This is a genomic window from Hymenobacter sp. 15J16-1T3B (assembly GCF_020711235.1).
Classification (GTDB): domain Bacteria; phylum Bacteroidota; class Bacteroidia; order Cytophagales; family Hymenobacteraceae; genus Solirubrum.
This window is the reverse complement of record NZ_JAJFAV010000011.1, coordinates 104,614-117,604: the sequence shown is the minus strand read 5'-3', so window position 1 is coordinate 117,604 and position 12,991 is coordinate 104,614. Positions and strand designations below refer to the sequence as shown.

The 12,991-nt window shown below is 65.2% G+C and carries 13 protein-coding genes; 6 read left to right on the top strand and 7 right to left on the bottom strand.

The features are described from left to right. The first annotated feature begins 47 nt into the window (after window positions 1-47). Together LJ737_RS18210 and LJ737_RS18205 are read left to right on the top strand one after the other, a co-directional pair. Window positions 48-707, top strand: coding sequence for a hypothetical protein (locus tag LJ737_RS18210; protein WP_227768175.1), 660 nt, complete (start codon window positions 48-50; stop codon window positions 705-707). 134 nt (window positions 708-841) lie between these two features. Next, the gene (locus LJ737_RS18205) at window positions 842-1,315 is read left to right on the top strand and encodes a hypothetical protein (protein WP_227768174.1); all 474 of its coding nucleotides are present in this window, start codon (window positions 842-844) and stop codon (window positions 1,313-1,315) included. A 166-nt stretch (window positions 1,316-1,481) separates the two neighbouring features. On the opposite strand, the gene LJ737_RS18200 is transcribed toward LJ737_RS18205, so the two are convergent. The 3 genes from LJ737_RS18200 to LJ737_RS18190 all read right to left on the bottom strand — a co-directional run bounded on the left by LJ737_RS18200 (window position 1,482) and on the right by LJ737_RS18190 (window position 4,274). Beyond that, window positions 1,482-1,808, bottom strand: coding sequence for a 2Fe-2S iron-sulfur cluster-binding protein (locus LJ737_RS18200; protein WP_111478403.1), 327 nt, complete (start codon window positions 1,806-1,808; stop codon window positions 1,482-1,484). Between the two features lie 73 nt (window positions 1,809-1,881). Continuing rightward, entirely contained in the window at window positions 1,882-2,898 is a 1,017-nt protein-coding gene (locus tag LJ737_RS18195; RefSeq protein WP_227768173.1) for an NAD(P)/FAD-dependent oxidoreductase, read from the bottom strand. A 368-nt stretch (window positions 2,899-3,266) separates the two neighbouring features. Further along, on the bottom strand, window positions 3,267-4,274 hold the full coding sequence (locus tag LJ737_RS18190; RefSeq protein WP_227768172.1) for a hypothetical protein: 1,008 nt from the start codon (window positions 4,272-4,274) through the stop codon (window positions 3,267-3,269). Window positions 4,275-4,441: 167 nt separating this feature from the next. Here LJ737_RS18190 and LJ737_RS18185 point away from each other — a divergent pair, with 167 nt between their 5' ends. Continuing rightward, window positions 4,442-4,714 carry a hypothetical protein gene (locus LJ737_RS18185; protein ID WP_227768171.1) on the top strand — a complete coding sequence of 91 codons (273 nt, stop codon included), beginning with the start codon at window positions 4,442-4,444 and terminating at the stop codon, window positions 4,712-4,714. 90 nt (window positions 4,715-4,804) lie between these two features. Here LJ737_RS18185 and LJ737_RS18180 read toward each other — a convergent pair whose 3' ends face one another. Continuing rightward, window positions 4,805-5,488, bottom strand: a complete 684-nt coding sequence (locus LJ737_RS18180) for a response regulator transcription factor (protein WP_227768170.1) — start codon at window positions 5,486-5,488, stop codon at window positions 4,805-4,807. A 300-nt stretch (window positions 5,489-5,788) separates the two neighbouring features. Here LJ737_RS18180 and dinB point away from each other — a divergent pair, with 300 nt between their 5' ends. Next, on the top strand, window positions 5,789-6,871 hold the full coding sequence (dinB, locus tag LJ737_RS18175) for a DNA polymerase IV (RefSeq protein ID WP_227768169.1): 1,083 nt from the start codon (window positions 5,789-5,791) through the stop codon (window positions 6,869-6,871). Window positions 6,872-7,000: 129 nt separating this feature from the next. Continuing rightward, entirely contained in the window at window positions 7,001-8,419 is a 1,419-nt protein-coding gene (locus tag LJ737_RS18170; RefSeq protein ID WP_227768168.1) for a T9SS type A sorting domain-containing protein, read from the top strand. 63 nt (window positions 8,420-8,482) lie between these two features. Here the strand turns inward: LJ737_RS18170 and LJ737_RS18165 are convergent, their stop codons facing one another. Together LJ737_RS18165 and LJ737_RS18160 are read right to left on the bottom strand one after the other, a co-directional pair. Next, window positions 8,483-9,166: a sce7726 family protein gene (locus LJ737_RS18165; protein ID WP_227768167.1), complete on the bottom strand. Its 684-nt coding sequence runs from the start codon at window positions 9,164-9,166 to the stop codon at window positions 8,483-8,485. 70 nt (window positions 9,167-9,236) lie between these two features. Then, entirely contained in the window at window positions 9,237-9,773 is a 537-nt protein-coding gene (locus LJ737_RS18160; protein ID WP_227768166.1) for a GNAT family N-acetyltransferase, read from the bottom strand. Between the two features lie 225 nt (window positions 9,774-9,998). Between LJ737_RS18160 and LJ737_RS18155 the strand changes: the two genes are divergently transcribed. After that, a complete protein-coding gene (locus LJ737_RS18155) occupies window positions 9,999-11,027 on the top strand; it encodes a LacI family DNA-binding transcriptional regulator (RefSeq protein ID WP_227768165.1) in 1,029 nt (342 codons plus the stop codon). Window positions 11,028-11,196: 169 nt separating this feature from the next. Here LJ737_RS18155 and LJ737_RS18150 read toward each other — a convergent pair whose 3' ends face one another. Further along, on the bottom strand, window positions 11,197-12,894 hold the full coding sequence (locus LJ737_RS18150; RefSeq protein ID WP_227768164.1) for a sodium/sugar symporter: 1,698 nt from the start codon (window positions 12,892-12,894) through the stop codon (window positions 11,197-11,199). Window positions 12,895-12,991 lie beyond the last annotated feature (97 nt).

The window sequence follows — 12,991 nt, the reverse complement described above, 5'->3', positions numbered from 1 at the left end:
AACAGCCGCCCGGCCCGCGCGACTATCCCGGCAACTAGCGCCGCCTCATGCTTCAATTCCTGCTGCTTTTCTGCTTACCCTTGCTCCTCGGCTGCGCGTCCGCCCACCCGCAGCAGGTAGCCCAGCCCGACCTGGCCCGCCTGGCCGGGGCCGGACAACTCCGCGTCGTGAACCGGGCCGTGACGCCGCTGCGGGAAGCCGGCCGTCGCGGGCTGCGCTTCGATTCGCGGCCGCTCAACGGGCTGGCCTGGCTGCCCGGCGTGGCGCTGCGCGAGGGAAGCGTCGAATTCGACGTGCGCGGCAAAGACGTGCTGCAGCGCAGCTTTGTCGGGCTGGCCTTTCACGGCCTGAACGACTCCACCTTCGAGGCCGTGTACTTCCGGCCCTTCAACTTCCGCCACGCCGAGGCCGAGCGGCGCGCCCACGCCGTGCAGTACGTGGCTGAGCCCGAGTTTCCGTGGAACCGCCTGCGCCGGGAGTTCCCGGGCCGCTACGAGGTTGCGCTGACTGCCCCGCCCGCGCCCACGGAGTGGTTTCACGTGCGCGTGCTGATCGGCGGCGCGCAGGTGCAGGTGTTTGTCAACGACGAGGCCGTGCCCAGCTTGCAGGTGGCGCCGCTGCGCACCGCGGCAGGCGCGCAGCTCGGGCTGTTCGTGGGCGACAACTCCGATGGCGACTTTGCTAACCTGCGCATCCGCGCCCGCTGAGGGCTGCCAGGGGATGATGCGGTACCGCTGGGAGGAAAAATTGGCTTATACCTAGCTGATCCGTAGCGGGTTTGCGCGCTGCTGAGTTGCGTAGTACTTTCGCAGTCCGGTTGATTTTTTCTGGAGGATTGCTGATGCTACGAACCGCCCTGTGCACGGCCGCGCTGGCCGTAATTGCGCTGACTGCTCAGGCCCAGAAGGGGCCTAAACCCACCGTCCAAGCTGGCAAAGCCGTGGACACCGCCGGCAAAGCCACCATTCCCGTAGGCCCGGTGCTGGCCGGCGAAGAAAAGCTGAGCGCCCAGGAGCGCGCCGAGCGCACGTTCCTGATGCCGCCGCGCAAAAAGATGCCTTCGGTGCAGCCCCCCGCTTCGCACGCCGATGCCACCAGCAGCACGGCCGTAGCCATCGGCCCGCCCACGGCCGAGGAGGCCGCCGCCGAAGAAGCCGCCAAAGCCGAAACTGCCAAACCGACTACCACCACGCACCGCTCGTCGGCGCGGCGCCACCGTACTGCCGCGTCGCACCGCAGCAGCCGCAAAAAGACGGTAAGCAAGAAGAAAACCTCGGGCTCGAAAAAGAAAAGCTCGTCGCGTCGTCGGCGCTAAGCCCGCCGCAAGCCGCCCAACGCAGCGGCGTCCCGGAGACGGGGCGCCGCTTTTTTTGCGGCCGCGCAAAGGCTCGTATCCGGCCCCCACAAAAAAAGCGCTGCCCCTAGCGGAGCGGCGCTTTTTTGCTTCAACTAAAGCCAGGTAAAACCGGCGGGCGCAGGCGCTACGCGTTCTGCGGCATCAGGCGCACCACCAGCCCGTCGAGGCGCTCGGTGATGCGAATCTGGCACGAAAGGCGGCTGCCCTGCGACATGATGGGCAAGGATTCCAGCATGGCCATTTCGTCGTCCGAGGGCTCGGGCAGCTCGGGGCCGGCCAGCACCTCCACGTGGCAGGTCCCGCACAGGGCCATGCCCCCGCAGGTGGCCTGGATGTCGTAGCCCGAGGCCTTCATTACTTCCATCAGGCTCAGGCCCATATCGGTGGGCGCCACCAGCTCCGTGCGCTGGCCCGGCGCGTCCTCCACGTACACGCGTACTTCGTCGGTCATAACTTCAATGAGTGGTTGAGTGGTTGAGTGAAGGAGCGAAGTAGAACGACCAACTCACTCACTCATTCACCGGTTACAGCGTCGGTACCCCGTTGACGGTGGTGTACTTCAGCACGTATTTTTTGTCGGGGAAGATGTGCTTGTAGGCGCCTTGGGCCATCAGCGCGGCCTCGTGGAAGCCGCAGAGGATGAGCTTGAGCTTGCCGGGGTAGGTGTTGATGTCGCCGATGGCGTACACGCCCGGCACCGAGGTCGAGTAATCCAAGGTGTTCACCTTCACCGCGTCGTCTTCGAGTTCCAAGCCCCACTCACCGATGGGCCCGAGCTTGGGCGTGAGGCCGAATAGCGGAATAAACGACTCCACGGCCAAGGTGCGGGCGGTGCTGTCGTTGGCCGTGATGGTCACGGCTTCCAGCGCGTCCTCGCCGTGCACGTGCGTCACGTTGGAGCTGAGCACCAGGTTGACCTTGCCCGCGTCGTGCAAGGCTTTCACCTTCTCGGCCGAGTCGACGGCGCCGCGGAAGGTGGTGCCGCGGTGCACCAGCGTCACTTCCTTGGCCACGTTGGCCAGGAAGATGGTCCAGTCTAGGGCCGAGTCGCCGCCGCCGGCAATGACGATGCGCTGGTCGCGGAAGGTTTCCGGGTCGCGCACCATGTAGTACACGCCCTTGCCGGCCTCGTAGTTTTCCAGGTTCTCGATGGCGGGCTTGCGCGGCTCAAATGAGCCCAGGCCGCCGGCAATGCAGATGGTCTTGCAGTGAATCACGGTCCCATCGGCCGTAATCAAGTGGAAAGTGCCGTCCTCCAGCTTCTCGAAGCGCTCCACCCGTTCGCCCAGCGTGAAGGTGGGGTGGAAGGGCTCGATCTGGCGCATCAGGTTCTGAATCAAGTCGCCGGCTAGCACCTCGGGGTAGCCCGGGATGTCGTAGATGGGCTTCTTCGGGTAGATTTCGGAAAGCTGGCCGCCCACCTGGGGCAGCGCGTCGACGACGTGGCAGCGGAGCTTGAGCAGGCCGGCTTCGAACACGGCAAACAGCCCCACGGGGCCGGCGCCGATGATGCAGATGTCAGTGGAAATGGTAGGGTGCATTACGGGGGTAAAACGGTCAGCGGTGCGCGGCTGCGGGAAGGCGGCGCCGTTGGAATCAGGCTGATAACCACTGCCGCAGGCAAGAGGTTGCCGACAGCCTGCAAACGTTGCGCAAAGGTACGCCGGCCGGCCCAAACGCGCACGGCCGGTCCCGTGCGAAAGCAGCACCTGCTTCCGCGCAAGCAGCCAAAGCCTTCTATATTGCGAACTAACAACAGCTTTCGGGTTTGTAAATTAGTTTACAAATAGTCAAGTAATCAGGTTTACTACCGGTCGATAAAGCAGTATCAGTCAGAAAACCAAAGCACAAAAAAGCCGGCGCGGGAAATTTCCCGCGCCGGCTTTTCACTTAACCGAAGAAGTGGCGGCTAGTAGCGGCCGCGGCGGTCGTTGTCGCGGCCCCGGTCGTTGCGGTCGTCTTCGTCGTTGTAGCCGCGGCCGTACTGGCTGTTGCGGTCGGAGTTGGTGCGGTTGCCGTAGCCGCGGTCCATGTCCTGGTCGTAGTCGTTGAAGTTGCCGTACATCGACGAGTCGTAGGAACCGTAGGCCGAGCCGTACGAGGAGTTGTCGCGGCCCGACATGCCCGAGTTCATGCCCGACATACCCATGCCGCCGGACATGCCCGAGTTCATGCCGCGGCTGCCGCGGTTCATGTCCATATCCATGTCGTCGTTGCGGCCGCGGCGGTTCATGCCCATGCTGCGGCCTTGGTAGTCGTCGGTGTTGTCGTAGCTGTTGCGCCCGTAGGAGTTCGACGAGCCGTAGGAGGAATTCGAGCGGCCGTAGGAGGACGACCGGTCGTCGCGGCCGGAGTAGTCGCTCGAACCGTAACCGCCGCCCATGCTTCCGCGCGACGAAGAGTAGTTCGTGCTGCCGTAGCCATCGTAATCCATGTCGGACGACGAGCCGCGGCCCATGCCCCCGCTCATGCCGCGCGACGAGCTGCCGCGGTAGTCGTCACGGTCCATGCCCGACTTCGAGCTGCGGCCCGACGAGCCGTAGCCGTAGTCGGTGGAGTAGCTGCCGGCGCGGTCCGTGTCCATGCTGCCGCGGCCGGAGCGGCCCATGTTCTGCATGCCGCTGTTTTGCATACCGCGGCCCGAGCGGTAGTCGTCACGGTCCATGCCGGAATTCATGCCCGACATGCCCATGCCGGACATGCCCGAGCCCATGCCGCGGCCGGATGAATAGTCGCGGTCCGTGTAATCGTCGTACGACGACGACATGCCCGAGCGGGAGCCTCGGTCTTGTGCGCCGTACTGCGAGGAGCCCCGGCCGGAGCGGTCTTGGTCGCCCGAGCGGTTGCTCGAATTCTGCTGGTTGCGGCCGCGGTAGTCGTCGCGGTCCTCGTCGCGGTGCTGGTTGTAAGTTGCCATGGATGGGAATGTGTTTTGGTTTGGGCAACTATTTACTAGCGCATTTTTCGAAAGGTTATGGTTGAGCTGTGGCGGCTGGGTATCCTATCCGGCCGCGGAATGTCACCATAACTCTGCCTCAGCAGTATTGCGTATACAGGTATTGTCCGCCAACTGATTCACAGTCAATGTCAAGCAAATATTTCAAAGACATTCCTGCGGACCTGCCCGAAGCGGAGCAGGCCGCCCGGCACAAACGGCAACACCACGCCGAGTGGGGTATTGCCGTGGCTGCCCTGGGCGGCACCATTCCAAGTGCCGCCATCCTCACCGAACTGCAGCGCTACATCGACGGCGAGCTAACCATCGAAGAACTGGCCGGCCTGGGCCACCCGCCCCGGCCCGAAACCAAGGCCTTCGAAGCCGTGGTGCAGCGCGAACGACTAAGCCGGGCTGCCTGAGCGGCTGACCCAGCGCACATACTAAAAGGCCTTTCGAAGCTCGAAAGGCCTTTTTTATGCCTGTAGCCCTGCAGAGCAGGTAGGCTCGGCTTAGAGCCGAATAAGTTTGTGCTTGAGCGCGTACTGAATCAGGCCGATGATGGACTTGCTCTTGGTTTTGGTGAAGATGTTGCGGCGGTGCGTTTCCACGGTCCGCTCGCTGATGAAGAGCTTTTCGGCAATGGCGGCGTTGGAGTATTCTCCCGCAATGAGCTGCAGGATTTCCCGTTCGCGGGCCGTCAGCGGGGCGGCTTGCTCGGCCGGGTCGCGGGCGGCGGGCACGTCGAGGTGCTCCAGCAGCGTGGCGCCCACTTCGGCGTTGAAGTAGGTGCGCCCGGCGGCCACCCGGCGCACGGCGGTGGTCAGCTCGTGAGCGGTGGTGTTTTTGAGCAGGTAGCCGGCCCCGCCCGCGTCCAGTACTTCCTGCACCGAAGCGTGGTCGTGAAACATGCTCAGCACGATGATGCGCACGCCCGGGTGGGCCGCCCGGATGGCCTGCGTAAGCTGCACGCCCGACATCTGCGGCATGTTCAGGTCCACGATGGCCACGTGCACCTCCGGGTGCAGGGCAAGTTGCTGCAGCGCTTCGGGCCCGGAGTAGGCGGTGGCGGCGATGCGCAGGTCGGGTTCGTTTTGCAACAGCACCCGCACGCCTTCGAGCACGAGCTGGTGGTCGTCGACGAGCAGCACCGAGATATGGTCGGCGGAAGAAGGTAGGTCGTCGGCTGGAGTCATGGGCGGCGGAGGAGAGGAAGCATTGGCTATACTAATAAACTACATTAGCCTGCGCCGAACAAAACAAAATCTGGTTATCGGCCTATTTTTATATGCTTCGGCACCCAGGCTAGGCTCCATGTGCCCGAAGTAGAGCCGGTTATCGGGCGGCAAGGTGCGCACCGGCGGCGTGAGCTGCTTAGTGAGCCAGTGCGGCTGAGCAGGCGCACGGCGGGGAGCTGCGCAAGACCTCGGCAGCGGATTAGCGAGCTGGGCGTTGTGCCGTATCTTTGCCAACGTCATTAGCAAGCTGAGTTGGACGTGGAGCCGCAAGTGCCGCAGCGCAAGATCATTCACCTCGATATGGACGCGTTTTACGCGTCGGTGGAGCAGCGCGACCAGCCGGAGCTGCGCGGGCGGCCGGTGGCCGTGGGCGGGGCGCGGCAGCGCGGGGTGGTGGCTGCGGCGTCCTACGAGGCCCGGCAGTTCGGGGTGCGCTCGGCCATGCCCTCCGTCACGGCCCAGCGCCTCTGTCCCGAGCTGGTATTTGTGAAGCCGCGCTTCGAGGTGTACAAGGCCGTTTCGCGGCAAATTCGGGCCATTTTTGCCGAGTATACCCCGCTGATCGAGCCGCTGTCGTTGGACGAGGCATACCTGGACGTGACCGAGAACCTGCCGGGCATTGCCTCCGCTACCCAAATAGCGCGCGACATTCGGGCGCGCATCTGGGCGCAAACCCAGCTGACGGCCTCGGCGGGCATCAGCTACAACAAGTTTCTGGCGAAGCTGGCCTCCGATTACCGCAAGCCCAACGGGCAGTTCGTCATCCGGCCCGAGCAGGGGCTGGATTTCGTGGCCGGGCTAGAGGTGGGGCAGTTTCACGGCATCGGGCCGGCCACGGCGCGGCGGCTCAACGACCTGGGCATCTTCACCGGGCTGGACTTGCGCAACCAGGAAGAGGCGTTTTTGCGCCAGCACTTCGGCAAAGCCGGCGGTTACTACTACGCCATTGCGCGGGCCCAAGACCACCGCCCGGTGGTGCCCGACCGGGTGCGCAAGTCGGTGGGTTCCGAAACCACGTTTCAGCAGGATCTGACCACCATCGAGGAGCTGACCGAAGGCCTGCAGCCCTGCCTGGACGAAGTGTGGGAGTACTGCCAGCGGGCCGAAACCCTGGGGCGCACCGTCACGCTCAAGGTCAAGTACGCCGACTTCCAGCTGATTTCGCGCAGCCGCACGTTTCTCACGCCGGTGGCCACCGAGGCCATGCTCGGCGTGGTCAGCGCCGAGCTGCTGCGCGGGCTGCTGCCCCTGCCCAAGGGCGTGCGGCTGCTCGGCATTTCGCTCTCCAACCTGGAGCCGGTGGGGGAGGTGGCGGGGCGGCAGCTCTCGTTCGGGTTCTGAAAAAAGCAATCTGGCAGTGCCCAGAAGTGGAAAGTGGGCCGCAAGCGTGGGCCGCGGTACGTACCTTTGGGCCGGCGGCCGCTAGTTTACGCCGTCGTTTCACCCAGCCCTTTGCCGCTACCCACGCCTATGCGCTTTTCTTTACCCTTGCTCGCCCTGGGGTTACTCAGCAGTGTTGCCTCGCAGGCCCAATCGGCATCGGCCACCCCGTGGCTGCGCGGCGTCGCCCGGCCGGATTCGCTCCTGGCCTCCGGGCCCGCGTACCGCACCACCGCCGACGTGAAGGTGCCGGGCCGCATCGTCAGCTACACCTGGAGCAGCGGCGCGCGGGCCTGGACGACGCCGGTGCTGCGCACCAGTACCTACGACGCCAACGCGCGCCTGCTGGTGGACCAGTTGGCTGATTCGGCCACGCAGGTGCCGAGCCAGCGCACTACCTACACCTACACCCCCGCCGGCCGGGTGAGCAGCACGCTGCTGGAAGAATGGAACAGCGGCAGCCTCGTGCCCGTCAAGCTCAGTACCTACACCTACGACGCGCAAAACCGCGTGATTCACTCGCTGGCGCAGATGTGGCAGAACGGCGCCTGGGAAAACAACTTCCGCATCCTCATCAGCTGGGACGCCAACGGCAACGAAACGGAGCGTACCGGCGCCACCTGGACCAACGGCGCCTGGCTGACGCGCTCCGGCACCCAGCGTACGTACCGCTACTCGGCCAGTGGCAGCGTGCTGGAGCTGACGACCTCGGGGTGGATAATTCCGACCGGCGGCTTTTCGCCCGGGACCAAGGAGATATACACCTACGGCGCCAACCCGCAGCAATACACCAGCTACGTGGTGCAGCTTAACTCGGCGGGCACGTTTGTCAACACCACGCGCGTCGGTAATGTGCAGTACGACGCGCAAGGCCGGCAGACGTACTACGAAACTGAAACCTGGAACGCGGGCGCGTGGCAGCTTACCGGCCGCTACACCCTCACGTACGCCGCCTCCGGCCCGGGCTACGTGACCCTTGCGGAGGCGCGCTCGGGCAACAGCTGGACGACCAGCTACCGCGTATCGGACACCTACGACGCCAACGGCAGCTCCACCGGGCTCTACGTGGAGAACTGGACCAACAACGCCTGGGTACCGTCGTCGGGGCAGCGCTACCTGCTGCGCTACAACGTCGACAACGTGGTGGACCGGCGCGTGGTGCAGACGGCCAGCAGCGCGACCGGCACCTTCGTCAACGCCAGCATGGAGCGGTACAGCAACTTCGTGACGGCCGCGCGCGGCGCCGCCCGGCTGCTGGCGGCCGTCGAGCTATACCCGAACCCCAGCGCCGGCAGCGTGATGCTGCGCCTGGACGGCCTGCGCCAAGCCGGCGAGGCCCAAGCGGAGGTGCTCAACGCCCTCGGGCAGGTGGTGCAGCGCCGGCGCCTGCGGGTGGGCCCGGGGCTGACCGAGCACCAGTTGGACCTAAGCGCGTTGCCCGCGGGCCTCTACTCGGTGCGCCTGCAAACGGTCGAAGGCGTGGCCACCAAGTCGGTGGTGCGCCGCTGATGCCAACGGGCTGTTCCTAACGCATCGGGCCCCGGACGTGAGAACGGCCGGGGCCCGGTGACTTTAGCGGGCAGCTGATTTTCGGGTGGTCGGCGACGCTTTGGCCTTGGACGTGGGCGTGTGCACCGGCTTGCCCTTGGCCCCACCCGTGGGTTTGCGGCCGCGGGCTTTCAGGCGTTTTTTCGTGGCCCGCTCGGCCTTGCGCACTTCGCGGTTTTCGAGGCGCTGGGGCATGCGGGCAATGAGCCGGTCGCGCACAAACTGGCAGAGGTGGGAGAGCGGGATGACTTGGGTGCCGTTGAGCAGCTTGCTAACGTCGCGGCGGCGCAGCAGGCTCACGTGGTGCAGGCCGTGGTCCATCAGGTACTGCTTCACTTCGGATAGGCGCAGCAGGCCGGCCACCGCGCCGCGCTCCACGGTAGCGTTGTAGCGGGCGGGGCGGTGCTCCCGCAGCCCGTCGGCTGAGGCCACCAGCACGCCTACCCACTCCGGCACCGCGTCGAGCAGCTTGGCGAGGTGCTTTTCGGTGACCACGAAGGTCACGAAGTCGTAGGCGCGAGCGTAGCAGGGCAGCTGGTCTTTCACCCGTTGCAGGGTGTCGCCGTCGCTTTTCAGCTCGTAGCCGTGCATAAACTGCGCGGTGATGTGCACCACGTCGGCGCGGGTGGTGCCGGTGGGCAGCTCATCGACGTACACGCCGCCCTGAAGCAGCGGGTAGAGCAAAGCGCGGATTTCCGGGTCGTTCATGGAATCCCGAAGATACTCACGCCCGCGCATTGCCGCACCACCCGGCGGCCCGAATCGTGCGCCCAGGCGGCTACTCGGCCAAGGATTTTTCGAGCACCTGCAGCACCAAGGGGTCCTGAGCCTGGCCGTGCGCGCCGTCGAGGGGCAGCTGCTCGGTGCGGCCGGTGAGCTGGTAGCCGCGGCGCAGGTACCAGGCCAGCAGCTCGGGGCGGGCGTCGAGCACCGTCATGCGCACCACCGGGCGCCGGTGCTGCCGACCGTAGGCCTCGGCCGCCTGCAGCAGCTGGCGGCCGACGTGGCGGCCCTGCTGGGCGGGCGCCACGCCGAGCAGGCCGAGGTAGAGCGCGTCGGGCTGCGGATGCACGAACACGCTGCCGACGAGGTGGCCGGTCTCGTCGTGGGCGAGCAAAACGGCGGCGTGGGCGGCGGCGTGGCGGCTGAGCAGGTCGGTGAGCTCGGCCACGTTGGTGCGCGGGCCGCCGAGCAAGTGGCCCTCGGCCGTCCAGCCCACCGGGCCGCCCTCGCCCCGGTAGGCCTGGTTGATCAGCGCCACCACGGCGGGCAGGTCGGCGGCGGTGGCGGGGCGGATGGGCAGGTCGGCGTTCATGCCGCAAACATACTAGCACCGGGCGGGAAAGTGGCCTGAGCGGGGTGAAAACCGCCTTTGGAGCTAGGCTCGCGGGGCAAAGTTGAGTAGCTTGCGGCAAGGGCGCCCGCGCGCCGAACCCGGACCTGCACTGATCTGCCCGCGTCGCCCCGACGGCGGCTCCCGCCGGCGCCGCTGCCGCGCCGCAACTTCCATTTCGCCGCCCCGCTACCCCGCTCTTCTGGCATGGCCAAAGCCAACAAACGCCTTTCCATTGCCGACCTGGCCGCCGAGCTGGGGCTGTCGATTTCGACCGTTTCGCGGGCCTTCAACAACGCCCCCGACGTGAGCGAGGCCACCAAGGCGCAGGTGTGGGCCCTGGCCGACAAGCTCGGCTACCGCCCCAACAGCCTCGCTGCGGCCCTGCGCCGGGGCCGCAGCAACATGCTCGGCGTCATCGTGCCGCACATCAACGGGGCGTTTTTTCCGGCCGTGGTGCACGGCATCGAGGAAGTAGCCAGCCAAGCCGGCTTCAACGTGCTCATCTGCCAGTCGAACGAGGACGAGGCGCAGGAGCGCAAGCACGTGGAGGCCCTGCTCACGGCCCAGGTCGACGGGGTGCTGGTGTCCATGTCGAACACCACGCGCAGCTTCGCCCACTTCGAGAAAGTGCGCAACCAGGCCACGCCGCTGGTGTTTTTCGACCGCATGCCCACTGACTTGCCCAACGCCTGCGGGGTGGTGGTCGACGATTACCGCGGGGCCTACCAGCTCATGGAGCACCTGATCCGGCAGGGCTTTGAGCGCATTGCCCACTTCGCCGGTCCGGCCACCATCAACACCACTGCCGACCGCCACCGCGCCTACCGCGACGCCCTGCAGGCCCACGGCCTGCGCTACGACGAGCGGCTGGTGGTGCGCCTGCGCAACTCCTCGACCGAAGCCGGCGCCGAGGCCATGCAGGCCCTGCTCGACGGCCCCGTGCGGCCCGACGCGGTGTTTTCGGCCTACGACTTTCCGGCCGGCGGGGCCCTGCAGCTGCTGGAGGAGCGCGGCCTGCGCGTGCCCCAGGACGTGGCGCTGGCCGGCTTCAGCAACGAACCTTTTACCACCATGGTGAAGCCCCGGCTAACTTCCGTCGACCAGCGCGGGGAGCTGATGGGCCGGGCCGCCGTGCAGCTGTTTCTGCAGATTCATAAGCGCACGGAGTATTTCACCGCTCAGCGCATCGTGCTCAAGCCCCAGCTCATCGTGCGGGATTCGTCGGTGCGCTAACCCGATTCCCCTCGTCGTTCTGACGGTACGCCTCCCCCGCCGAAAAGGAGAGGAGGTGCCAGACGATTTTCGCCAGAAATACCTTTTTCGGTTGAAAAAACGGCGCCGGCTCACTCCGCTTGGGAGCGAGCCGGCGCCGTAATCAATAGCGCGTACGCGGGCCGGTGGTCTACCAGTAGATGGTGTAAAGCGCCGTGAGCAGGGCAATGACCACGACCGAGCCGATGGCGAAGCTGCGGTGCGGGCGGAACATCGAGGCGTCGACTTCCAGGCCCTTGGGCTTGACGCCGCGGCTGGTTTCGAGGAGGCTGATGATGACCATGGCCACCACGCAGAACACGAACACGATGCCCATGCGGTCGAGGAAGGGAATCACGTACATGCCGTGTTCCTTGGGGTCGGTGCTGGGGGCCGCAAAGCCGATGGGCGCCAGGAAGGCCAGGTCGACGAAGCGGGGCAGGAACTTGAGGAACACCGAGCCGGCGAAGCCGCCGATGGTAGCAAACAGAGCCGCCGAGGAAGTCGTTTTCTTCCAGAAGAAGCCCAGAATGAACATAGCGAAGATGCCCGGCGACACGAAGCCGGTGTACTCCTGAATGAACTGGAACCCGCCCTTCTTATCGATGCCCAGGAACGGGGCGATGAGCACGCCCAGCACCATGGCCACCACCACCGCAATTTTGCCCACCGATACGAGCTTTTTCTCCGAGGCTTCCGTGTTGATGACCTTCTTGTAGATGTCGAGGGTGAAGATGGTGGCAATGGAGTTGGCCTTGCCGGCCAGCGAGGCTACCACGGCCGCGGTCAGGGCGGCGAAGCTCAGGCCTTTCAGACCCACCGGCAGAATGTTGAGCAGCACCGGGTAGGCGCGGTCGGGGTTCAGCTCGCCGTCCTGCATGAATTCGGCCGGGCCGAACACGTTTTCCTTGTAGAGCACGTAGGCCGCAATGCCGGGCAGAACGACGATGACGGGCATGAGCAGCTTCAGGAACGCGGCGAACAGGATGCCGTTGCGGGCCGTGGGCAGGTCAGCTCCCAGCGCCCGTTGCGTGATGTACTGGTTGCAGCCCCAGTAGTTCAGGTTCACAATCCACATGCCGCCGAGCAGCACCGTGAGGCCGGGCAAGTCGAGGTAGTGCGCGTCGTCGCGCTTCAGGATCATGTGGAAGTGGTCGTTGGCCAGCTTGGTCATCTGCGAGAAGCCCGCCAGCACGCCCGACTGCCCGTAGTGCTCGGCCACCAGGTTCAGGGCCAGGTAGGTGGTAGCCAGGCCGCCCAGAATCAGGAAGAACACCTGAATTACGTCGGTGAAGCCAATAACCTTCATGCCGCCCAGGGTGATGATGACGGCGAAGACGGCCAGCGTAATCATGCAGAACGTCAGACTCAGGCCCGAGATGCTGCTCACGGCAATGGCGCCGAGGTAGAGAATCGAGGTCAGGTTCACCACCACGTACAGGGCCAGCCAGAAAATGGCCATGATCATGGCCACCGTGCCGTTGTAGCGCTGGCTCAGAAACTGCGGCATCGTGAAGATGTGGTTCTTCAGGTACACCGGGATGAAGAACGTAGCCACGATGACTAGCGTCAGCGCCGCCATCCACTCGTAGGTGGAAATGGCCAGGCCGATGCCGAAGCCCGAGCCCGACATGCCCACGAACTGCTCGGCCGAAATGTTGGAGGCAATCAGCGAGGAGCCGATGGCCCACCACGTGAGCGAGCCTTCTGCCAGAAAGTAATCCTTGGAGTCGCCTTCGGCGGTGCCGTCGTGGCCGGTCTTGCGGCGGTACACCCAGATGCCGTAGCCGGCGACAATCAGGAAGTAGATGAAAAAGACGACGTAGTCGAGGGTGGAAAGTTGGTGCACTGGCAGAAGATTGGTGGTAGGCAATGGCGGTAAAAATGCGCACTGCCGCCGAGAGTAGCATCCTGTAGGCTCAGGAATTCTCGGCGGCAGCGCGTAT